Consider the following 23,060-nt stretch of genomic DNA (forward strand, 5'->3'; position numbering starts at 1 on the left):
GCCTCTATGCGTTATTCCCCCGGGATTCATTCATTCCTGTTTCAGCCTGGAACGACATGTCCCGCAATTACCTGTTTCACACACTTGTGTCCTCTGCTTGCCTCTCGCTTTCACTGCCGACACTGGCCACCGATGATACCGAGCGCATCCTCGCCCTGCCCTCGACAGCCATCACGGGCGATCATGATAGCGAACACGAAGCCATCACTCTGGCAACACCACTGCCGACCGGCTCCCGACTGAACCTCAGTGCGCTGGAGACGCCTGCCAGCACCAGCAGCCTCGATGCCGAGGCCATCGACGGGCGCAACAACCGCAGTGTGCAGGACGCGGTCAGTCGCTCGCCGGGCATCACCTCTGTGGGCACCCCGGGCAACGGCAACACAGCCCTTTCTGCCCGAGGCTTCAGCGGTCACAGCTCGGTGATGACCCTGTTCGACGGCTCGCGCTTGTACACCGGTGCAGGCACCCAGAGCTTCCCGGTAGACCCGTGGATGGTCGAGCGCATCGATATCATTCGTGGCCCGGCCTCGGTGCTGTATGGCGAAGGGGCAACCGGGGCCGTGATCAACGTGATCCCGAAGAAGCCCTTCATCGGCGAGATCCGTAACCATCTGCGCCTGGGCTATGGCTCGTATGACCGCCAGCAATTGGGCCTGGACAGCGGTGGTTCGTTAAACGAGCGGCTGAGCTACCGGCTCACCCTCAACCGTGAGCAGAGCAACGGCTGGATTGATCGCGGCGACTCGGAAAACCTCGCCGGCAGTGCCGCGCTGCGTTGGGATGCCAGTGATGACCTGAGCTTCACCCTGGCCCATGAGCGTGGCGACAGTGAGCCGATGAACGACTTCGGTACTCCGCTGATCGACGGCCACTACCGCGACAGCCTGCGCAAAAAGAACTACAACCTCCATGACGCGGTACAGCGTTACCACGATGAATGGACGCGACTGAACAGCGACTGGTCGATCAACGAGAGCCTGACGGCCAGCAACCAGCTCTATTACATCAAGAGCCGCCGGCACTGGCGCAATGCCGAGGACTACAGCTGGGACAGCAGCCGCGACCAACTGCTGCGCCAGAGCTACCTGCACATCAAGCATGACCAGGAGCAAATCGGCGACCGCCAGAGCTTCTCTCTCGACCATACGTTGTTCGGCCTGACGAGCAAGACCGTGGTCGGTGCCGAATACAACCGGATTCGTTTCGACGTCGACAGCAATTCGCCGTACACCGACAACGGCGGCGACTACATCGACCCGTGGCAGCCGGCCCCGGGATACTTCAGCAGCCAGGACCCCACCCGCCCACAAACTCACAGCACCACCCAGACCTTTGCCCTGTTCGCGGAAAACCGCACGCAATTGTCAGAGCGCTGGTCGTTGGTCACCGGAATTCGCCGCGACCAGAACCATATCGACCGAGACAACCGGGTCGACGGCACGCGCAGCGACCGCAGCCTCGACGGCGGCAACTGGCGTGCCGGGCTGGTGTATGCAGTCACCGATCAGCTGTCGCTGTACGGCCAGTACTCCACCAGTGAAGACGGGGTTGGCGACCTGATCAGCCTCAGCCCGGCTGCACAGCAGATGGACCTGACCGAGTCGAAGCAAACCGAACTCGGCCTCAAGCAGCAGTTCTGGAACGGCCGTGGCGAGTGGACGCTGGCGGCTTATCAGATCGTGAAAAAGAAGCTGCCGGTGGTCACCGACAGCCACACGCGACTCACCCAGCAAGTCGGCCAGCAGTCTTCCGAAGGCCTGGAGGCGACCCTGGAGCTGGCCCTTGCGCAGCAGTGGCACGTCTCGGCAAACGCCTCGCTGGTGCGTGCCGCGTATGATGACTTCGACGAGGTGGTGGCCGGTAATATCGTGTCCCGCTCGGGCAACCGCCCGATCGGTGTACCACGGCGCACCGCCAACCTCTGGCTCAGCAAGGCCTTGCGCAACAACCTCGATGCCGGGCTGGGCTTGCGTTACGTTGATGCGCGCTATGCCGATACCGCCAACACCGCAACGGTACCGGGCTACACCGTGATCGATGGGAATCTCGGCTGGCAACTGCTGCCGGAGGTGCGTTTGGGCCTGCAACTGAATAACCTGCTCGACCGCCGCTATGCCGTCACGGCCCATAGCGCTGAGCAATGGCTGATGGGGGCGCCGCGCTCGTACTTCGCCACCCTCGATTACCGTTTCTAAGGCACAAGGAACCGCCGCTCATGACCGCATTGAATATCCAACAACTGCGCTGGACGCCGGCAGCACTCGAGCGTCGCCAGCACTGGTTGCTGCACGGTATCGACCTGCACGTGGCGGCCGGTGAGTTCGTCGGTCTGATCGGCCCCAATGGTAGTGGCAAGACCAGCCTGTTGCGCTGCGCCTACCGCTTCAACCCGCCCTTGGCCGGGCACGTCAGCCTGGACGGCACTGACCTCTGGCAACAGCGCCCGCGCTGGAGCGCACAACGCATTGCCGTCGTGCTGCAGGAGTTTCCCCAGGCGTTCGGCCTTACCGTGGCTGACGTCGTGGCCATGGGCCGCACGCCCCACCAGGGGATGTTTGCCGGCGACAACCAGGCAGACCGCCAGCTGATCGCACAGACCCTCGGCGCGGTTGGCCTGGGCAACCTTGATCAACACGATTTCGCCACCCTTTCCGGTGGCGAAAAACAGCGCGTGCTGCTGGCCCGTGCACTGGTGCAGCAACCGCAACTGCTGATACTCGACGAGCCGACCAACCACCTCGACCCACGCTACCAACTGGAACTGCTGGGCCACTTGCGCCGCCTGGGCTTGAGCACCCTGGCCAGTTTCCACGACCTGAACCTGGCTGCGGCATTCTGCGACCGCCTTTACGTCATCGACAACGGCTGCATTGTCGCCAGCGGCACACCGGCCGAGGTGTTGACGGCCGAACGCCTGCACCAGGTATTCGGTGTGCATGCACTGGTCGACACCCATCCACTGGCCGGCTACCCGCGCATTACCTGGATCACCGAACCATGAAACGAGCGCTTCCCTACCTCGCCTGGCTTGCGCTGCTGCCGGCCCTCTCGGCCCAGGCCAGCCATTACCCGCTGAGTGTGCAGAGCTGCAACCGCCAGGTCACGTTCGAGCAGGCGCCGCAGCACGTGGTCAGCCATGACATCAACCTGACCGGGATGTTACTTGCCCTCGGCCTGCGCGAACGCATGGTCGGCTACACCGGCGTCAGCGGCTGGAAAACCCTCGACCCGAGGCTCAGCACGGCCCTCGAGGGCGTACCGGAACTCGCCAGCCACTACGCCAGCGAAGAGAACCTGCTGGACGCGGGTGCCGACTTCTTTTTCGCCGGTTGGGGCTATGGCATGCGGATTGGCGGCCCGCTCACCCCGGCCAGCCTTGAACCGCTGGGGATCAAGGTCTATGAACTGAGCGAGTCCTGCTCGCGGATCATGCCGCAACGCGAGGCCAGCCTTGACGACCTGTACCGTGACCTGGGCAATCTCGGGCGAATCTTCTCGGTCGAAGCCCGCGCCGAGGCGTTGATCAACGACCTGCGCCAACGTATCGCCCGGGTTCAGGTGCGGCTGGCGACAACGGACGAAACGCCGCGCGTATTCCTCTATGACAGCGGCGAAGACCGCCCCATGACCTCTGGGCGCCTGGGTATTCCGCAGGCGCTATTGACGACGGCAGGTGGCCACAACGTGATGGATGACATCGCCGCCAGCTGGACCCAGGTCAACTGGGAAAGTGTGGTCGAGCGAGACCCCGAGGTCATCCTGATCGTCGACTATGGCCCACGCACCTGGCAACAGAAGCGTGATTTCCTGCTGCAGCACCCGGCCCTGCAGGGCGTGAGTGCAATCCGCACGCAACGCTTTATCGTGCTGCCCTATGTGGCGGTGACGCCGTCCGTGGACAACGCCGAGGCCATCGAAACTATCGCCAACGCCCTGCATCCGCAGACCGTGGCGCGGGCAGGTCAGTGATGCAGATACGTAGCGTGGCGGCGTACCGCCTATTGGTGCTTGGGTTACTGGGCGTGCTGCTGGTGTCGTGCCTGACGGCGCTGGCCTTTGGCTCGGCGAGCGTACCGTTGGCGTACGTCTGGGGGATTGTTGGCGAGCAGTTGGGGCTACGCGGTGGCGGTGACTGGACGCAGGGCCAGTCACGCATCGTCTGGCTGATTCGTGCACCACGGGTGGTGCTGGGCGCACTGGTTGGCGCCGGCCTGGCCCTGGTCGGTACCGCCCTGCAAGCCGTGACTCGCAACCCGCTGGCCGACCCGCACCTGCTGGGGGTCAGCTCCGGTGCGGCGCTGGGCGCAGTACTGGTGGTGCTGTTCCTCGGCGATTTTGCCGGGGTGTTCAGCCTGCCGCTGGCCGCCTTCATCGGCGCCTTGGGCAGCATGGCCCTAGTGCTGGCGGTAGCCAATCAACAAGGCCGAATGAGCAGCGAACGGTTGTTGCTGGCCGGGGTGGCGGTGTCGTTCGTGCTGATGGCACTGGTCAACCTGCTGCTGTACACCGGCGACCAACACGCCAGCAATTCGGTGATGTTCTGGATGCTCGGCGGGCTTGGCCTGGCACGTTGGGAGATGCTCTGGCTGCCGGCACTGTGCTTGCTGCTCGGCCTGCTCGCCTTGCTGGCCCTGGCCCGTGGCTTGAATGCATTGATGAGCGGAGAACACACAGCCGTGAGCCTGGGGTTCAATGTCCAGGCGGTACGCGTGCAGGTATTCGTCTGCACGGCATTGCTGACCGGGGTGCTGGTGGCGTTGTCCGGGGCGATTGGTTTTGTCGGGTTGATGCTGCCGCACCTGGCCCGGCGCCTGGTGGGCGCCGAACACCGGCGACTGCTGCCGGTCAGCGCCTTGCTCGGCGGTTTGTTTCTGGTCTGGGTGGACGTTGCCGCCCGCACCCTGATCGCCCCGCAAGACTTGCCCATCGGCATCGCCACGGCAGCGATTGGCGGGGTGTTCTTCATCGCCCTGCTACGGCGCCGATAGGTAAGCCAGCTTTGCTGGCGATCCAGAAGCCGCGCACAGGGCGTGAGAACACAATGACTACCCAGGCAAGGTGTAGCGTTCGGCAAAGTACTGACGGAAGAACTCCACCGCAACGCGAACCTTCGCCGAACTGGCCAGCGGCGAAGCGTACACCGCCCAGATATCCGCCGGCTGGTGGTACTCGCTGAGCACCTGCACCAACCGCCCTGCCGCCAGGCTGTCGTGCAAGTCCCACCAGGAGCGCAGCAGTATCCCGCGACCATCCAGGCACCACTGGTGGGCCACTTCGCCATGGTTGGTCGACAATGTGCCAGTCACTCGCACGCTCTCCTCACCCTGCTGGCCTTCCAATTGCCAGATCCCGAACGGGTGGTCACGTTCCTTGATCACCAGGCAGTCATGGCTGGCCAGTTCCGCCAGGGTTCGCGGCGTGCCACAACGTTCGAGATAGTCTGGGGAGGCACAGAGCACACGGCGGTTCTTCGCCAGTGGCTTGGCGATCAGGTTCGGGGCGATGGTGTTGCCCACGCGGATATCCAGGTCGACCCCTTCGTCGATCAAGTCAACCAGGCGGTCATGCACGTCCAGCCGGATATCCAGCTTCGGGTAACGTTCGGCCAGTTCCGACAAGGCCGGGGCAACGAAACGCCTGCCCAGCCCCAGGCTGCTGGCAATGCGCAGTTGCCCTACCGGCTCGCGGTGCTGGGCACTGATGTCGTCGCCCATGCGCTGCACCGCATCAAAGATATGCAGCGCCCAGCGGTAGACGCGCTCGCCCTCTTCACTCACCGACACACGCCGGGTGGTGCGGTGCAACAACCGCACCCCCAGGTTGTCTTCAAGCACGCGAATGCGCTTGCTGATGAACGCGGCAGACATTCCAAGCTCATCGGCAACTGCCGCAAAGCTGGCACGTTTGGCGACCTGAACAAAAATGGTCAGGTCTTCAAGGCTGGGCATATTGTTCACGATACGTGCACTAAGAATCCATGATTGACGAGATTATCTCTAAGCTAAGCCCTTATAGCATGGTCCGCACCTGTTCCCTAGACAACGAGTGTGTCCCCCATGAGCAAGACATTCCGGATCGCCGCAATCCCTGGCGATGGCATCGGCAACGAAGTTCTCCCAGAAGGTATCCGCGTGGTCGAAGCGGCTGCGCGCAAGCACGGCCTGAACCTTGAGTTCGAATTCTTTGAGTGGGCCAGCTGCGACTACTACCTGGCGCACGGCAAGATGATGCCGGACGACTGGTTTGAGCAGCTCAAAGGTTTCGATGCGCTGTACTTCGGCGCAGTCGGCTGGCCGGACAAAGTACCGGACCATATTTCCCTGTGGGGTTCGCTGCTCAAGTTCCGTCGCGACTTCGACCAGTACGTGAACATTCGCCCGGTTCGCCTGTTCCCTGGCGTGCCGTGCCCACTGGCCGGGCGCAAACCTGGCGATATCGACTTCGTGGTGATCCGCGAAAACACCGAAGGCGAATACTCGTCGCTGGGCGGGCGGATGTTCGAAGGCACCGAGAATGAGTTCGTCCTGCAGGAGTCGGTGTTCACCCGCCGTGGTGTCGACCGCATCCTCAAGTACGCCTTCGACCTGGCCCAGACCCGCGAACGCAAGCACCTGACTTCAGCGACCAAATCCAATGGCATGGCGGTCAGCATGCCGTACTGGGATGAACGTACTGCCGCCATGGCTGCGCACTACCCTGACATCAGTTGGGACAAGCAGCACATCGACATCCTTTGTGCACGTTTCGTGCTGCAGCCAGAGCGCTTCGACGTGGTGGTGGCCTCCAACCTGTTCGGCGACATTCTCTCCGACCTGGGCCCGGCCTGCGCCGGCACCATTGGCATCGCGCCGTCGGCCAACCTCAACCCGGAACGCAAATTCCCGTCGCTGTTCGAGCCGGTACACGGTTCGGCGCCGGACATCTTCGGGCAGAACATCGCCAACCCGATTGCCATGATCTGGTCCGGTGCACTGATGCTTGAATTCCTCGGCAACGACGGTGCCGACCCACGCTACCGCGCCGCCCACGACGACATCCTCAAGGCCATTGAACAGGTCATCGCCGACGGTGACACCACCCGCGACATGGGCGGCAACGCGTCCACCCAGCAGGTCGGCAAGGCGATCGCCGAACTGATCGGGGCCTGATCCCCCAAGGCCGGTTGTCAGGATTGTCCGACAACCGGCCTTCGCGTGCTTGCAGTCCTCGACGATTCTATGCAAACTGTTAACCGAAAGATTCATGTTAACTTTTGGTTAACGACAAGGAGGTAGAGGTACCGCAGTACCCCGGACTTGCTCCGGGCCAAGCACTACGTACGCCAACGTCCAGGAGACGATGATGTCCCACAAAAATAAAAAGATTGATGTGTTTCTGATTACCGTGAGCCTGATTGCCGTGCTGCTCACTGTCATCGGGTTAGCCTTGTTCCCCACCCAGGCCGAAACCACGGCCAACCTGTTGTTCGAGTTTTCCACCCGCACCTTCGGTACCAGCGTGCAGTTGCTGGTGTTCATCAGCTCCCTGGCGGTGCTGTACCTGGCCTTCAGCAAGTACGGCAACATCCGCTTCGGCAGTGGTAAACCGGAATACTCCACGACCACGTGGGTATTCATGTTCATCTGCGCCGGCATGGGCTCCTCGACCCTCTACTGGGGCGTCATGGAATGGGCCTACTACTACCAGACGCCGGGCCTGAACATTGTTCCGCAGTCGCGCCAGGCACTGGAATACAGTGTCAGTTACTCGTTCTTCCACTGGGGCATCAGCGCCTGGTCGATCTACGCGCTGGCATCCCTGGCCATGGCCTACCACTTCCATGTCCGCAAGAAGAGCGGCCTGAACCTGGCCTCGATCGTTGAAGCGGTAACCGGCTTCAAGGCCACCGGCCCGGTCGGTCGCACCGTGGACCTGATCTTCCTGCTGACCATGATGGGCGCACTGACGGTATCCCTGGCCCTGACCGCCTCGACCCTGACCCGAGGCCTGGCTGACCTGGCCGGCACGCCCAACACCTTTACCGTGCAACTGATGGTGATCGGTGCCGTGGCAGTGCTGTTCTCGCTCAGTTCCTACATCGGCATCGATGGCGGCCTGCAGCGTCTGAGCAAGATGGTTTGTATCGGCGCGCTGGTGTTTGCCGGTGTGGTACTGCTGGTCGGCCCAACGCAGTTCACCATCAACAACACAGCCAACGCCGTCGGCATCATGATCCAGAACTACGTGCACATGAGCCTGTTCACCGACCCTGCCGGTGACGGTGCATTTACCCGTAACTGGACGGTGTTCTACTGGCTGTGGTGGGTGTCCTACGCACCGGGCGTGGCCATGTTCGTGACCCGCGTTTCCCGTGGACGGCAGATCAAGGAAGTGGTCTTCGCCCTGCTGCTGGGTGGCAGCTTCGGGTGCTGGTTCTTCTTTGGCGCACTGGAAAGCTACAGCATGCACCAGTTCATCACGGGTGCCATCGACGTACCGAAAATCCTGACGGAACAAGGTGGCGAAAGCGCCGTGAGTGCGCTGCTGACCGCCCTGCCGCTGGGCAAGGTGTTCCTCGCCGTGTACCTGTTCATCATGGCCGTTTTCTGCGCCTCGCACATGGACGCCGCTGCCTATGCGGTCGCCGCCACCAGCACCCCGAACCTGCGCGAAGGTGAAGACCCAACGCCAACCCACCGCCTGTTCTGGTGCCTGGTGTTGACCCTGGTACCACTGGCCATGCTGTTCGCCAAGGCTTCGCTGTCGACCATGAAAACCGCTGTCGTGCTCACAGCGATCCCTTTCATGCTGATCCTGCTGGTGAAGATCTACGGCTTCTTCAAATGGATGCTTCAGGACTACAGCCATGTACCGGCATACCGCATCGAAGAAGAAGCGGCGCGGCTGGCAGGTGAATCCCCTGAAGAAAAAGCCCCGGCCCCTGCGGTTGTCGCAACGCCGTAACCACGGCGACGGTCTGCTCGCCCTCAAGGACCGAGGCGGCAGGCTATTTTTTTACCCAGCTTGTTAACCAATAGATACTCGTTAACCAACAAGTAAAAAGTACGACGCTAACGCGTCAGTGCCTGTAAGAGGAAACCACCGTGAACGATTTCAAACGTCTGCCCGCCGACTTCTGCAGTAACGCCGATGAAGCCTTTACCATTCCGGCGAACTTCTACACCCAGCAATCGGTGTTTGAGCACGAGAAAGAAACGATCTTCGCCCATAGCTGGATCTGTGTGGGCCACCGCAGCGAAGTCGCCGAAAACAACGCCTACATCACCCGTGAAGTGATCGGCGAAAGTATCATCGTTGTTCGTGGTCGTGACAGCGTGCTGCGCGCTTTCTACAACGTCTGCCCACACCGTGGTCACCAGCTGCTCAGCGGCAGCGGCAAGGCCAAGAACGTCATCACCTGCCCTTACCACGCCTGGACCTTCAAGCTCGATGGCGAGCTGGCCCATGCCCGTAACTGCGAAAACGTGGTGAACTTCGACAAGGAAAACTCCACCCTGGTGCAGTTGCGCGTCGAGGAGTACGCCGGTTTCATCTTCATCAACATGGACATGGAAGCCGGCACCGTTGAAGAACAGCTGCCTGGCCTGGAGGCGCGCATGCGTCAAGCCTGTGCGGTCATTGATGACCTGCACCTGGCTGCCCGCTTCGTCAGCGACACCCCGGCCAACTGGAAGTCGATCGTCGACAACTACCTGGAGTGCTACCACTGCGCGCCGGCCCACCCAGGCTTCGCCGACTCGGTAGACGTTGGCCAGTACACCCACACCACCTTCGGTAACTGGACCCTGCAATACGGTCTGGCCAAACCGTCGGAGCAGTCGTTCAAGTTCGACGATTCGGTGAAAGACCCATCCTTCGCCGGTTTCTGGACCTGGCCATGCACCATGTTCAACGTACCGCCAGGTGCGAACTTCATGACCGTGATCTATGAGTTCCCGGTCGATGCTGAAACCACACTCCAGCATTACGACATCTACTTCCTGAACAAGGACATCACCGAAGAGCAGCAGAAGCTGATCGACTGGTACCGCGAAGTGTTCCGTCCTGAAGACCTGCGCCTGGTGGAAAGCGTGCAGAAGGGCCTGAAGTCGCGTGGCTACCGTGGTCAGGGCCGGATCATGGCCGACCGTCAGCGCAGCGGCATGAGCGAGCACGGCATTGCCCACTTCCACAACCTGATCGCCGTCGCCCATATCAACGACTGACCCTGCCAGCCGCCGACCTACGGGTCGGCGGCGGTATACGGAGTGCCTTGCGTGAAACTTAACGATTCCAAACTGTTCCGCCAGCAAGCCTATATTGCTGGCGCCTGGTGCGAGGCCGATGACGGTCGCCACCTGGCCGTGACCGATCCGGCCAATGGCAACGTGCTCGGCAACGTACCGCTGATGGGCGGCGCCGAAGCGGTGCGGGCCATCGAAGCCGCTGAAGCCGCACTGGACGGCTGGCGCGGGCGCACCGCCAAGGACCGCGCGCAGGTACTGCGCCGCTGGTTCGAGCTGCTGCTGGAACACGAACAAGACCTGGCCCAGTTGATGACCCTGGAACAGGGCAAGCCGCTGCACGAAGCCCTGGGTGAAATTCGCTACGCCGCCTCGTTTGTCGAGTGGTTCGCCGAAGAAGGCAAACGTGTCTATGGCGATGTCATCCCAAGCCCGGCCAGCGACAAGCGTCTGCTGGTGATCAAGCAAGGCATCGGTGTCTGCGCCGCCATCACCCCGTGGAACTTCCCGGCGGCGATGATCACGCGCAAAGTCGCCCCGGCGCTGGCCGCCGGTTGCACCATCGTGGTCAAGCCGGCCAACGAAACCCCCTTCTCGGCCCTGGCCCTGGCCGAACTGGCCGAGCGCGCTGGCGTACCGGCGGGCGTGTTCAGCGTGGTCACCGGTGATGCGCCGGCCATTGGTGCGCAACTGACCCGTCACCCGGCCGTGCGCAAACTGAGCTTCACGGGTTCGACCCCGGTTGGCCGCCTGCTGATGGGCCAATGCGCCGAAACCATCAAGAAGGTGTCACTCGAGCTGGGCGGCAACGCGCCGTTCATTGTGTTTGAAGATGCCGACATCGACGCCGCCGTGGAAGGTGCCCTGATCGCCAAGTACCGCAACGCCGGGCAAACCTGCGTCTGCGTGAACCGCTTCTATGTGCATGACCGCGTGTATGCGCAGTTTACCGAGCGCTTCGTCGAGCGCGTACGCGCCCTCGGCGTCGGCCATGGCCAAAGCGACGGCACGCAGGTCGGACCGCTGATCAGCGACAAGGCCGTGGCCAAGGTCCAGAGCCTGATTGACGACGCGGTGAGCAAAGGCGCCGAGGTCGTACTCGGTGGCAAGGCCCATGCCTTGGGCGGAAATTTCTTCGAACCGACCGTGCTGGCCAACATCGGCCCGGGCATGGAACTGCTGGACGAGGAAATCTTCGGCCCGGTGGCGGCACTGGTGCGCTTCTCCAGTGATGAAGAGGTGATCACCCTGGCCAACGACACCCTCTATGGCCTGGCTGCGTACTTCTACAGCCGTGACCTGGCGCGGGTCTTCAAGGTGGCCGAGCGCCTGGAGTACGGCATGGTCGGGGTCAATACCGGGCTGATCTCCAACGAAGTCGCCCCCTTTGGCGGGGTCAAGCAATCCGGCCTGGGCCGCGAAGGCTCGAAGTACGGCATCGAGGATTATCTGGAAATCAAGTACCTGTGCCTGGCCGTTTGAACAGGCATTGAGTTACAGCGCGCGGCAGGGCCTGCCGCGCGTTGCTGCAGTCGAGGTGAACCATGGCCAACCCCTATGAAATGTTCAACGTGCGGGTAACCGCAGTAGAGCAAGCAACACCCCTGATCAAGCGCTTCACCCTGGCGCGCGACGATGGCGCAGCGATGCCAGCCTTTACCGGTGGTAGCCACATCATCGTACAAATGCAGGGTGCCGACGGCAGCCAGTTCAGCAATGCCTACTCGCTGATGAGCGACCCACGCGACACCCGCAGCTACCAGATCGGCGTACGCCTGGAAGAGCAGTCCAAGGGTGGATCGGCGTTCATGCATCAACAGGTCGAGGTCGGCAGTACCTTGACCATCTCCAGCCCGAACAACCTGTTCGCCCTGGACCCGACCGCCGGACGCCACGTGCTGATCGCTGGCGGTATCGGTATCACGCCGTTCCTGGCCCAACTGCATGAACTGGAAGGTGGCGACACCGACTACGAACTGCACTACGCCTTCCGCAGCCCGGAGCATGGTGCCTTCCAGGATGACCTCTCGAGCGGCCCCCATGCCGGGCGTACCCGGTTCTATATTGACAGCCTGGAGCGCAAGCTCGACCTGGCCGCACTCTGCGCAGGCCTGACCGACGATGCCCACCTCTATGTCTGCGGGCCCAAGCCACTGATCGATGCGGTGATCGCCACTGCCGCCAAGGCCGGCATCGCCGAGCAACGCGTACATTGGGAGCAATTTGCCGCCACGCCGGCCACCGGCGCGGCATTCACCGTGGTGCTGGCACGTTCCGGCCAGGAGCTGCTGGTGGAAGAAGGCATGACCATCCTGCAGGCCATCCAGAAGTCCAAGGCCGCCAACGTCGAGTGCCTGTGCCGGGAAGGCGTATGCGGTACCTGCGAAACGCGGATCATCGACGGCGAGGCCGAACATTTCGACCAATACCTGAGCGATGAAGAAAAAGCCGCCCAGCAGAGCCTGATGGTCTGTGTGTCGCGGGCCAAATCGGCACGCCTGGTGCTGGACCTGTAACACCGCCTCACCGACAAGCCAGCCCCAACCCTGTGGTCCTGTGATCCTGTGGTAAAGGGGTGCTGGCTTGTCGGCGCAGCAAGCCCCCCTGACGACTGACACTGGCGCACACCGTCAACCTCAAGTTGACAGCTTAGGTATACTGCAGGCTCTGTACCTGACCAGGACACCCCTGCGCATGATGGAAAACAGCTTCGCGTTTCGCCTGAAAGAATTGCTTGAACACCACAAACTCACCTTGCAGGCGGTGGGTACGGCATTGGGCATTTCGCGTACGGCGGTACACAAATGGACCCGTGGCGGCGAAATCGATTACGACAACCTGCGCAAGCTGGCAGCCTTCCTCAAGGTCAACTGGATCTGGCTGCGTTATGGCGAAGACGCGCTGCAGGATGTGCAGACTACCCAGGTGGTCGAACTGCCGATGACCGATCTGCGTCGCCGCTATACCGCCGAGATCATGGAAAGCGAAACCCGCATGAAGCTGGCCCAGGAAGGCGCCCGCATCGTGACCTGGGAATGGAACCTGATCAGCGACGAAGTCACCTATTCACCTAACGTCGAAGCGGTCTACGGCTGGCAAGTCAACCGTAACGAGGACTTCTGGGTTCACCTGCCCGAAGAGGATGTCCTCAACATGCAGGCCATGTACGCCCAGGCCGTGGCTGAAGGCACTGGCTGCGAGTGTGACTTCCGCATCTACCAACCCGACGGCGAACTGCGTTGGATCTCTTCGCGTGCCACGGTGGTCCGCGACAGCGCCGGGCGTTCGATCAGGATGGTCGGCATCAGCATGGACACCACGGACCGCAAGGTGGCTGAAGAAGCATTGCGCAACAGTGAAGAACGCTTTCGGGCGATCTTCGAGCTGGCCTGGGGCGCCCTCGCGTACATTGATCTGGACGGCACCTGGAAGCGGGTCAACAGCAGTTTCTGCGAGCTGTTGGGCTACCGCGCCGAAGCACTCTATGGCATGACCTTCCAGCAACTCACCCACCCTGACGACCTGGCGACCAACCTGACACTGCTGCAGCGTCTGTTGGCCGGCGAGATCGACCGCTATGTCGTGGAAAAGCGCGTGCGCCATCAAGACGGGCATTATGTCTGGGTACGGGCGCGTACCGCCCTGCAACGCTGCCAGAACGGTGAGCCGGAACAACTGATCAGTGTGTACGAGGACATCAGTGCCCAGCGCGAAGAGCAGGCGCGCCTGCAGGCACGCATTGCCGACCTGGAAGCCCAGTTGGCGGCAACACACTGACCCCGTTCAGAGGCAGGTGGCCAAGGCGGCCATGCGACGCTGGGCAACCGCGTCAGGCTTCACCGCGTAGTAGTTGACGCGCGAGGCCGCCCCTTGGCTCTGGATGTCTGCAAACGACTCCGCACCGCGGGTGTAGACGGTAAAGCCGCCCTGCTTGCCGGGTTCCAGGTAACCACTGGCATCGACACCGAACACGGCTTCGTCCTGCCAGGAAAACTGAATGCACTGGGCAACGACGTCCGCCGACTTGGCCGATGAAAACGTTTTGCCCGGTGTCTTGCTTCGTGCTTCATCCATCGTCGAGGACGCACAGCCCGCCAACAACGCTGCGGCAACAACCGCGATGACTACCCGCATGGTCCATCCTCTTTGAGAAAACGCGACTGTATCACTGCGCGGGGCTGATGAGCGTGCCTGCCCGTGAAAACCTCCAGCCGGGCCTGTACATGCGTCACCGATAGAGCGTGTCGATGGCGCCATCGACAAGGTCAATTAGTCTTACATTTAGTAAGGCAATAGACTGCGGCGCAAGCGCGCACTCAGCCCTGCGCAGAATGGGCACCGGCGCACCCTCTGATTTCCAGCCTGTAAACCGAAGACCACCATCGACATGTTGCTGTCGGGCCTGGCCCCGACGCGCAATGCCTGACGTCGTCTGTATAAGGAGATAACCATGGGTCTTGGCAGAAGACAGTTCTTCAAGCTCTGTACCGTCGGCGCTGCCACCGCCACTTGTGCCACCCTCGGCTTCGCCCCCGGCGTAGCACAAGCGACCCAGTCGCGGCAGTACAAGCTGCTGCGCGCCAAGGAAACCCGCAACAACTGCACCTACTGCTCGGTGGGTTGCGGCATCCTCATGTACAGCCTGGGCGACGGCGCGAAGAACGCCAAGGCCCGCATTTTCCACATTGAAGGCGACCCGGACCATCCGGTCAGCCGTGGCTCGTTGTGCCCGAAAGGGGCCGGGCTGGTGGACTACATCCACAGCGAACAACGCCTGCTCTACCCAGAGTACCGGGCGCCGGGCTCGGACAAATGGCAGCGCATCAGCTGGGAACACGCCATCGAGCGCATCGCCCGCTTGATGAAGGACGACCGCGACGCCAACTTCATCGAGAAAAATGCCAAGGGCACCACGGTCAACCGCTGGCTGAGTACCGGCATGCTCTGCTCCTCGGCCGCCAGCAGCGAGACCGGCTCACTCGATCAACGCTTCACCCGCGCCCTGGGCATCCTCGGTACCGACAGCCAGGCGCGGGTCTGCCACGCCCCGACCGTGTCAGCCCTGGCGCCGACCTTTGGCCGTGGCGCGATGACCAACAACTGGGTCGACATCAAGAACGCCAACGTGGTGCTGATCATGGGTGGCAACCCTGCCGAAGCGCACCCGGTAGGCTTCAAGTGGGTGATCGAGGCGAAGATTCGCAATGGCGCCAAGGTCATCGTGGTCGACCCACGGTTCAACCGCAGTGCCTCGGTAGCGGACATCTATTCGCCGATCCGCGCGGGCTCCGACGTGACCTTCCTGATGGGCGTGGTCAACTACCTGATCAGCCACGACAAGATCCAGCATGAATACGTACGTGCCTACACCAACGCCAGCCTGATCGTCCGCGAGGACTACCACTTCGACGATGGCCTGTTCAGTGGTTACGACGCGCAGAAGCGAGCCTACGACCGCAGTTCGTGGACCTACGAACTGGACGCGCAAGGCTATGCCAAGCGCGACCTGACCCTGAGCCATCCACGGTGCGTGTGGAACCTGCTCAAGGCCCATGTCAGCCGCTACACCCCGGAGATGGTCACCACGGTTTGCGGCACACCGAAAGACGATTTCCTGAAGATCTGCGCGATCCTGGGTGAAACCAGCGCCCCGGACAAGACCGCGACCTTCCTCTACGCCCTGGGCTGGACCCACCACACCAACGGCGCGCAGATGATCCGTGGCTCGGGCATGATCCAGTTGCTGCTGGGCAACATCGGCATGGCCGGTGGCGGGGTCAACGCCTTGCGCGGGCACTCCAACATTCAGGGCTACACCGACCTGGGCCTGCTTTCGCTGCGCTTGCCGGGTTACATGAACCTGCCGTCCGACGCGCAAACCGACCTTGAAACCTACCTCAAGCAGATCACCCCGACGGCGCTGCTGCCTGATCAGGTCAACTACTACAAGCACACCCCGAAGTTCTTCGTCAGCCTGATGAAAAGCCTTTGGGGTGACAAGGCGACCCGGGAAAACAGCTGGGGCTTTGACTGGTTGCCGAAGTGGGACGACAGCTATGACGTACTCAACTTCAGCAACCGCATGTATGAAGGCAAGGTCAACGGCTACATCGCCCAAGGCTTCAACCCGGTCGCGGCGTTCCCGGACAAGAACAAGGCCCAGGCCGCCCTGTCCAAGCTCAAGTTCCTGGTGATCATCGACCCGCTGGCCACCGAAACCTCAAGCTTCTGGCAGAACCACGGCGAACAGCATGACGTCGATACCGCCTCGATCCAGACCGAGGTGTTCCGCCTGCCCTCGTCCTGCTTCGCCGAAGAAGACGGCTCCATTGTCAACTCCGGGCGCTGGCTGCAATGGCACTGGGCGGGTGCCGCACCGCCCGGGGAAGCCTGGCACGACGGCAAGATCCTCGGCCACCTGTTCCTCAAGATCCGCGAGCTGTACGAGAAGGAAGGCGGCGCCAACCCGGCGCCGATCCTTAACATGGCCTGGGATTATGCCGACCCGCTGGACCCGAAACCTGAAGAAGTGGCGAAGGAGTCCAACGGTCGCGCCCTGGCCGACCTGCACGATGACCAGGGCAATCTGATCCTGCGCAAGGGCCAGTTGCTCAACGACTTCTCGCAACTACGCGACGACGGCAGCACCAGCTGCTTCAACTGGATCTTCGCCGGTTCATGGACCGAGCAAGGCAACCAGATGGCACGGCGCGACAATGCCGACAGTGGCCTGGGCTGCACGCCGGGCTGGGCCTGGGCGTGGCCGCAGAACCGCCGCATCCTCTATAACCGTGCTTCGGCCGACCCGCAGGGCAACCCTTGGGATGCCAAGCGCAAACTGATCGGTTGGGACGGCACGCGCTGGAGCGGTGTCGACGTACCGGACTTTGCCGTCACCGCCGCACCGGGCAGCAATACCAACCCCTTCATCATGCTGCCAGAAGGCCTTGGCCGGCTGTTCTCGGTCGGTGCCATGAACGACGGGCCATTCCCGGAACACTACGAGCCAACCGAAAGCCCGCTGGCGAAGAACCCGCTGCACCCCAACGTCACCTACAGCCCGACGGCACGGCTGTACGAAAGCGACCGCCTGCGCATGGGCACCCGTGAAGAGTTCCCGTATGTGGCGACCACCTACTCGATCACCGAGCTGTTCCGTCACTGGACCAAGCACTCACGGCTGAACGCCATCGTCCAGCCCGAGCAGTTCATCGAGATCGGTGAAAAACTGGCCAGTGACAAGGGCATCGTTCAAGGCGACACGGTCAAGGTCAGCACCAAGCGCGGCTACATCAAGGCCAAGGCCGTGGTGACCAAGCGTATCCGCCGCCTGACCATCGACGGCCAGGACGTCGACACCATCGGCATCCCCTGCCACTGGGGCTACGAAGGCAGCACACGCAAGGGATTCCTGGCCAACACCCTGACCCCGGGTGTCGGCGAGTCGAATACCCATACGCCGGAATACAAGGCGTTTCTCGTGAATATTGAAAAGGTGTAACGGAGCGAACCCATGTCCATGCAATCCCAAGACATCGTCAGGCGCTCCGCCACCAACGCCTTGACCCCGGCGCCACATACCCGCGATCACCAGGCCGAAGTGGCCAAGCTGATCGACGTCAGTATCTGCATCGGCTGCAAGGCCTGCCAGGTCGCGTGCAACGAATGGAACGACCTGCGTGACGAGGTGGGTCACAACGTCGGCGTCTACGACAACCCGGCCGACCTCTCGGCTGAAACCTGGACGCTGATGCGCTTCGACGAAGTAGAAGACGAGAGCGGCAAGCTGGAGTGGCTGATCCGCAAGGACGGCTGCATGCACTGCGCCGACCCGGGCTGCCTGAAGGCCTGCCCGCAGCCGGGGGCAATCATCCAGTACGCCAACGGCATCGTCGACTTCCAATCCGAGCACTGTATCGGCTGCGGCTATTGCATCGCCGGCTGCCCGTTCGATGTGCCGCGCATCAGCCAGAAGGACAACAAAGCCTACAAGTGCACGCTGTGCGTCGACCGTGTTTCGGTCGGCCAGGAGCCGGCCTGCGTCAAGACCTGCCCGACGGGCGCGATCAACTTCGGCAGCAAGCAGGACATGCAGCACCTGGCCAGCGAGCGGGTGGTCGAGTTGCAGGGGCGCGGCTTCGCCGGGGCAGGCATCTATGACCCGCAAGGCGTCGGCGGCACCCATGTGATGTATGTGCTGCAACATGCCGACAAACCGCACCTGTACCACAAGCTGCCGACCGACCCGCGTATCAGCAGCGCCGTTCATGGCTGGAAGGGCTGGCTCAAGCCTGCTGCCGCAGTGGCGTTCTTCGCCACCCTGGCCGGCACCCTCTTCCACTACGTTGGCGTCGGGCCGAACGAGGTGGATGAACAGGACGAAACGCACGAAGAGGACACCCACGCATGAACAAGGACAAACTGATCCTGCGCACCCGTTTCATCGAGCGTGCCAGCCACTGGTTCATGGTCATCTGCTTCTTTGCCGTAGCGCTGTCGGGGCTGTCGTGGTTCTTCCCGTCGCTCAATGGCCTGAACGCGGTGTTTGGCACGCCGCAACTGGCGCGCATCCTGCACCCGTTCTTCGGGGTGGTGGTGTTCTTGCTGCTGATGTTCCTGTTCATCCGCTTCGTCAAATACAACCTGCCGGAGCGCGAGGACCTGACCTGGTTCAAGAACATCAAGCAGGTACTGGCCGGCAAGCATGAACCGGCGCTGCAGATCGGCAAGTACAACGCCGGCCAGAAAGTGCTGTTCTGGGGCATCATGGCCCTGATCACCCTGCTGTTGATCAGTGGCGTGGTGATCTGGCGACCGTACTTCGCGCCGCTGTTCTCGATCCCGATTATTCGCATCGGCCTGTTCGTCCATGCCCTGGCCGGCATCAGCCTGATCCTGCTGATCATCGGCCACGCCTACCTGGCGTTCTGGGTAAAAGGCTCGATCCGTGGCATGGTCACCGGTTATGTCTCGCATCGCTGGGCCAAGACCCACCATGATCGCTGGTACCGGCAGATCAGCAACAAGCAACCAGGGAGCGGTCGCAAGCAATGAGCAGCATTCAACTGACCCCGGTCGAGCCGCGCTCGCCGGGTATCACCGAGATCCCCGCCGTCCTGCTGCCAAGCCTCAAGCAACGCTATGCACCGCGTGCCGCGCGGCTGCGTCAGTTGGCTGAAGAGCATGTGATGGCCGATTACCTGAACTTCGCCGCCAACATCGTTGCAGCACAGCAACACCTGCTCGACACGCGGCCATTACCGGCGGCCTGCGTCGACGGTTTGGCCGAACGCTTGGGCCGCGCACAACCACCACTGGCCTATCACGAGTACCCGCGTGCGCCTTACTGGCAAGACGTGCTGGAGCAGTTGCTCAATCAACTGACTGCCGCGGCAACGCCCACCGTAAGTGCCGCACTGGACGCGCTGCGCTCGCAAACACCTGCACAACGTGAGCAGCAAGCCAGCGCCCTGCTCGCAGGCGACTACACGGCAGTCGACAGCGGCCAGGCAGTATTCCTCTGGGCAGCCTTGTCGCTGTACTTCACCCAGTTGGCGGCGCACCTGCCCGCCTCTGCCAAGGCCCTGCCGGGTGAGGCGCGCCAGCATTGCCCGGTGTGCGCCAGCGCGCCGGTCGCCAGTGTGATCATGACCGGCGCCCAGGCCGGGCTGCGCTACCTGCAGTGCGGCCTGTGTGAAAGCCGTTGGCACATGGTGCGCCTGAAATGCAGCAACTGCGAAGCCACCGGCGCGCTCGACTACTGGTCGCTGGAGAATAAAGAGGCACCGATCAAGGCCGAGAGCTGTGACGACTGCCAGAGCTATCTCAAGGTGTTCTATCCAGAGCGTGACCGTGACCTGGAGCTGGTAGCCGATGACCTGGCCTCACTGGCGCTGGATGCGGAACTGGAACGCGAAGGGTTCGGACGCAGTGCGCTGAATCCTTTCCTGTTTCCTGGCTAAGCGCTACCTGCCTGGCCAATACCCCCTGCGACGTCAGCGTCGAAGGGGGTGTTTTCAGGCCTCAAAGCTGACGGCACATGGCGGCCCACTCATCCAGCATACCGGCCCGCACCACTGCCGCCGCCCCCGCTTCCTTACGGTACTCGGCCGCCATTTTGCTGACGCAATCATCACTGCCAGCGGCACGAGCGGTCGGCCGCGCGACGACTTTGACGCCGTCCTTGTAAGTGGACTCTTCCACCAGCGTGCCTTGGGCATTCCACTGCTTGACCGCGCCATTGAGCTGACCGTTGGCCCATTCGGCTGAAACCGATGGCTTGCCGCTGTCGGGGTAGAACTCTTCATGCAAGCCGACCTTTGCCCCGTCGGCATAGGTGCCGCGATAAATCAATTGGCCCTGCTCGGTAAAGCGCTGCATCTGACCGTTGTACTTCCCTGCAACCGCACCAGCAGACAGGACCCGCTTGCCGGTCTTGGCACTGAAACTCTCAATCGTGCCCTGGGTCTGGTTATCCTTGTACTCGGCGCGGTACAGCGGCTTGCCGGTCTCGGGATGGAGCACTTCCAGTTCACCGTCGAGCAGGCCGCCCTTCAGATGGCCTTTGGCAAGCGTGCGCTTACCGTCATGGCTGAAGACGGTGGTCTCACCCTCGAAGGTGCCGCCGGCATAGCGGGCCTGATAACGCACCAGTGTGGATCGTGGGGTAAAACAGGTCACCGGCCCGTCGAGCCGACCTTCGTCGACCGTGATGGTGCACAGCAGGTTCTGCCCGAGCAAACCATCGGAGGTATTCCCGATCAGGTTCAACAGCCGGTTCAGTGTGTCGAGCAAGTCGTTATGCCCGACCTGAAAGGCCAGCAAGCGCTCAGGAAAGTTGGTGACTTCACCAGTCAACGGCTGGTTGGCACCCTTTTCGTAGACGGCGCCGTTGACGATTTCGGTATTGCGAAACTCGATGCTTTTGCCACAGCCCGCCAGCAAGACGGAACCGGCCACCAGTAGGGAAGCCGCTATTTTCTTGAACATGTGTTCCCCGCGTGCAGATGATCAGCCAGCCAATCGATCATCATTTGCCGCTTAAGTTCCATGGAGCGGCCTGCACGGGGGACGCACCGGCTCGGCGAGCCGGATCAATAGACCAAGGTATTACTGCCGGGCTGCCCGGCTGTGGTAGAAATACAGGTACGGCGTAATGAGCGTGTAGGGTTCCAGCTCATTTACAAGGCTCACTCAGGGGGACCAATGCTGCCCGATTCAACCCATACCAGCGTCCGTACCGTTCATTCCGCGAAGTTACGCGGCCGTGTGGGCCTGTACTTTGTTGCCGGCCTGTCGGTACTCGCGGGGATGACCGACGCCATCGGCTTCATGGCCACCGGCGACTTCGTCTCCTTCATGAGTGGCAACACTACCCGCCTCGCCGTTTCACTGGGCGAACAGCAGTTTGGCCCGGCCCTGCGTATCGTGTTGCTGATCGCAGCCTTTGTGCTGGGGAATGCCTTGGGTGTCATCGCCGCCCGCCTTAGCGGTCGTCGGCCATGGCCATTGCTGCTGACAATTGCCACTCTGCTCTGCATCACCGCCCTCCTGCCCGCATCACTGCAACTGCTGGCACTGGTCACCGCAGTGGTTGCCATGGGCCTGGTGAACACCGTGGTGGAGGAAGTGAACGGCCTGCCCATCGGCCTGACCTACGTCACAGGGGCATTGTCGCGCTTCGGCCGCGGCCTGGGCCGCACGTTGCTCGGTGAGCGTCGGCACGGCTGGCGTGTGCAGTTGGTGCCCTGGACCGGCATGTTCGTAGGTGCCGTCATCGGCGCCCTGCTGGAAACAACCTTTGGCCTGGGCGCCATGTTGTTCAGCGCGCTCCTGACACTCAGCCTCGGCCTGATCTCGTTGAAGATCCCTCGACGCTGGCAACTGCGCTACATGCCACGCTGAGGCCGAAGCTGAGGCGCCGCTGCCCGACAGCTCATGGCCTTAAGCTATGCTTAAGCTCCCCCGATTACCGTCTGCGGCGAACCCACCCACAATCGCGCAAAACTAGGGAATCGTTATGACGCGGAACAACAATGAACAGCGCTATGGTCGCCTCACCATTGCCCTGCACTGGCTGATGCTGGTGTTGATGGTTGGCGTGTACGCCTGCATAGAACTCAAAGGCAATTTCCCCAAGGGCAGCGAGCCTCGTGAACTGCTCAAGCAATGGCACTTCATGCTGGGCCTGGGCATCTTCACTCTGGTGTGGATACGCCTGCTCAGCCGCCTGATTGCCCCCACGCCGAAAATCACCCCGACACCACCGCAATGGCAGACGGCACTGTCCCATCTCATGCACTTGGCCTTGTATGCATTGATGATCGGCGCACCGCTGGCCGGCTGGCTGGTGTTGAGCGCTGCCGGTAAACCCATCCCGTTCTTCGGCCTGGAATTACCCCCGCTGATTGGCAAGAACCCTGAGCTGGCAGGTCAAATCAAGGAGTGGCACGAACTGGCCGGCTCGGCGGGTTACTGGCTGATCGGCTTGCATGCCGTGGCTGGTTTGTTCCACCACTACGTCAACCGCGACAACACCCTCAAGCGCATGCTGCCAGAGCAGGTTCGCCTGAAGTAATGTTTGATCGGGTCCTGGCGCCGTACGTGTAACGCGTGCGCCAGGACATTCCCACCATCGGGCCATCCCCCCGATAGACACTCGCCGTATACCTCCCGCCTGAAACGTCTGCCGAAAAATGCACGCCTGCGCGCAACCATTTCGCCTTAAAGATTGCCTGGAATGGGCCGATACAGGTTGCAATTCCCTGTCGAGGCGACGACCAGAGCAGCTCGTCCAAGCGCTTTACATAACGTTAGTTAATGCCAGAATGCCAC

General features: G+C 61.9%; 18 protein-coding genes and 1 pseudogene. 16 read left to right on the forward strand and 3 right to left on the reverse strand.

The window, feature by feature from the left end; genetic code table 11:
* Nucleotides 1-6: 6 nt before the first annotated feature.
* From ACZ9H3_RS06240 to ACZ9H3_RS06255, 4 genes and pseudogenes are all read left to right on the forward strand, one after another.
* A pseudogene (locus tag ACZ9H3_RS06240) lies at nt 7-2,198 on the forward strand (TonB-dependent receptor).
* Between the two features lie 20 nt (nt 2,199-2,218).
* Nucleotides 2,219-3,004, forward strand: coding sequence for an ABC transporter ATP-binding protein (locus ACZ9H3_RS06245; RefSeq protein WP_476220122.1), 786 nt, complete (start codon nt 2,219-2,221; stop codon nt 3,002-3,004).
* Nucleotides 3,001-3,972 carry an ABC transporter substrate-binding protein gene (locus ACZ9H3_RS06250; RefSeq protein WP_476220123.1) on the forward strand — a complete coding sequence of 324 codons (972 nt, stop codon included), beginning with the start codon at nt 3,001-3,003 and terminating at the stop codon, nt 3,970-3,972. The genes ACZ9H3_RS06245 and ACZ9H3_RS06250 overlap by 4 nt, the downstream gene beginning before the upstream one ends.
* Nucleotides 3,972-4,991: a FecCD family ABC transporter permease gene (locus ACZ9H3_RS06255; RefSeq protein WP_476220124.1), complete on the forward strand. Its 1,020-nt coding sequence runs from the start codon at nt 3,972-3,974 to the stop codon at nt 4,989-4,991. Before ACZ9H3_RS06250 ends, ACZ9H3_RS06255 begins: the two co-directional genes overlap by 1 nt.
* Nucleotides 4,992-5,048: 57 nt before the next feature.
* Here the strand turns inward: ACZ9H3_RS06255 and ACZ9H3_RS06260 are convergent, their stop codons facing one another.
* On the reverse strand, nt 5,049-5,951 hold the full coding sequence (locus ACZ9H3_RS06260; RefSeq protein ID WP_305885270.1) for a LysR substrate-binding domain-containing protein: 903 nt from the start codon (nt 5,949-5,951) through the stop codon (nt 5,049-5,051).
* A gap of 108 nt (nt 5,952-6,059) precedes the next feature.
* Between ACZ9H3_RS06260 and ACZ9H3_RS06265 the strand changes: the two genes are divergently transcribed.
* The 6 genes from ACZ9H3_RS06265 (at nt 6,060) to ACZ9H3_RS06290 (ending at nt 14,003) form a co-directional block, all read left to right on the forward strand.
* Nucleotides 6,060-7,151: a tartrate dehydrogenase gene (locus tag ACZ9H3_RS06265; protein WP_476220125.1), complete on the forward strand. Its 1,092-nt coding sequence runs from the start codon at nt 6,060-6,062 to the stop codon at nt 7,149-7,151.
* Nucleotides 7,152-7,344: 193 nt separating this feature from the next.
* Nucleotides 7,345-8,946 carry a BCCT family transporter gene (locus tag ACZ9H3_RS06270; protein WP_102051922.1) on the forward strand — a complete coding sequence of 534 codons (1,602 nt, stop codon included), beginning with the start codon at nt 7,345-7,347 and terminating at the stop codon, nt 8,944-8,946.
* Nucleotides 8,947-9,086: 140 nt separating this feature from the next.
* Nucleotides 9,087-10,208, forward strand: a complete 1,122-nt coding sequence (locus ACZ9H3_RS06275; RefSeq protein ID WP_065758628.1) for an aromatic ring-hydroxylating oxygenase subunit alpha — start codon at nt 9,087-9,089, stop codon at nt 10,206-10,208.
* A 51-nt stretch (nt 10,209-10,259) separates the two neighbouring features.
* Nucleotides 10,260-11,708: an NAD-dependent succinate-semialdehyde dehydrogenase gene (locus tag ACZ9H3_RS06280; RefSeq protein ID WP_065758627.1), complete on the forward strand. Its 1,449-nt coding sequence runs from the start codon at nt 10,260-10,262 to the stop codon at nt 11,706-11,708.
* A 62-nt stretch (nt 11,709-11,770) separates the two neighbouring features.
* The gene (locus ACZ9H3_RS06285) at nt 11,771-12,742 is read left to right on the forward strand and encodes a PDR/VanB family oxidoreductase (protein ID WP_102051923.1); all 972 of its coding nucleotides are present in this window, start codon (nt 11,771-11,773) and stop codon (nt 12,740-12,742) included.
* Between the two features lie 178 nt (nt 12,743-12,920).
* Nucleotides 12,921-14,003, forward strand: a complete 1,083-nt coding sequence (locus tag ACZ9H3_RS06290) for a helix-turn-helix domain-containing protein (protein WP_065758625.1) — start codon at nt 12,921-12,923, stop codon at nt 14,001-14,003.
* 6 nt (nt 14,004-14,009) lie between these two features.
* Here the strand turns inward: ACZ9H3_RS06290 and ACZ9H3_RS06295 are convergent, their stop codons facing one another.
* Nucleotides 14,010-14,360, reverse strand: coding sequence for a hypothetical protein (locus ACZ9H3_RS06295; RefSeq protein WP_102051924.1), 351 nt, complete (start codon nt 14,358-14,360; stop codon nt 14,010-14,012).
* A 316-nt stretch (nt 14,361-14,676) separates the two neighbouring features.
* Between ACZ9H3_RS06295 and fdnG the strand changes: the two genes are divergently transcribed.
* The 4 genes from fdnG to fdhE are packed head-to-tail and all read left to right on the forward strand — an operon-like array spanning nt 14,677 to nt 20,188.
* Nucleotides 14,677-17,727: a formate dehydrogenase-N subunit alpha gene (gene fdnG / locus ACZ9H3_RS06300; RefSeq protein ID WP_476220127.1), complete on the forward strand. Its 3,051-nt coding sequence runs from the start codon at nt 14,677-14,679 to the stop codon at nt 17,725-17,727.
* An 18-nt stretch (nt 17,728-17,745) separates the two neighbouring features.
* On the forward strand, nt 17,746-18,636 hold the full coding sequence (gene fdxH / locus ACZ9H3_RS06305) for a formate dehydrogenase subunit beta (RefSeq protein WP_330523413.1): 891 nt from the start codon (nt 17,746-17,748) through the stop codon (nt 18,634-18,636).
* Nucleotides 18,633-19,280, forward strand: coding sequence for a formate dehydrogenase subunit gamma (locus ACZ9H3_RS06310; protein ID WP_065758622.1), 648 nt, complete (start codon nt 18,633-18,635; stop codon nt 19,278-19,280). The genes fdxH and ACZ9H3_RS06310 overlap by 4 nt, the downstream gene beginning before the upstream one ends.
* On the forward strand, nt 19,277-20,188 hold the full coding sequence (gene fdhE / locus ACZ9H3_RS06315) for a formate dehydrogenase accessory protein FdhE (RefSeq protein ID WP_065758621.1): 912 nt from the start codon (nt 19,277-19,279) through the stop codon (nt 20,186-20,188). Before ACZ9H3_RS06310 ends, fdhE begins: the two co-directional genes overlap by 4 nt.
* Nucleotides 20,189-20,249: 61 nt before the next feature.
* Here fdhE and ACZ9H3_RS06320 read toward each other — a convergent pair whose 3' ends face one another.
* Entirely contained in the window at nt 20,250-21,215 is a 966-nt protein-coding gene (locus ACZ9H3_RS06320; RefSeq protein ID WP_330523361.1) for a toxin-antitoxin system YwqK family antitoxin, read from the reverse strand.
* Nucleotides 21,216-21,431: 216 nt separating this feature from the next.
* Between ACZ9H3_RS06320 and ACZ9H3_RS06325 the strand changes: the two genes are divergently transcribed.
* Nucleotides 21,432-22,130 (forward strand): YoaK family protein, encoded by a 699-nt coding sequence (locus ACZ9H3_RS06325; RefSeq protein WP_065758618.1) that lies wholly within the window; start codon nt 21,432-21,434, stop codon nt 22,128-22,130.
* Nucleotides 22,131-22,245: 115 nt separating this feature from the next.
* A complete protein-coding gene (locus tag ACZ9H3_RS06330; RefSeq protein WP_102051929.1) occupies nt 22,246-22,803 on the forward strand; it encodes a cytochrome b in 558 nt (185 codons plus the stop codon).
* Nucleotides 22,804-23,060: the final 257 nt, after the last annotated feature.

This window comes from Pseudomonas sp. TE3910, from assembly GCF_056279025.1.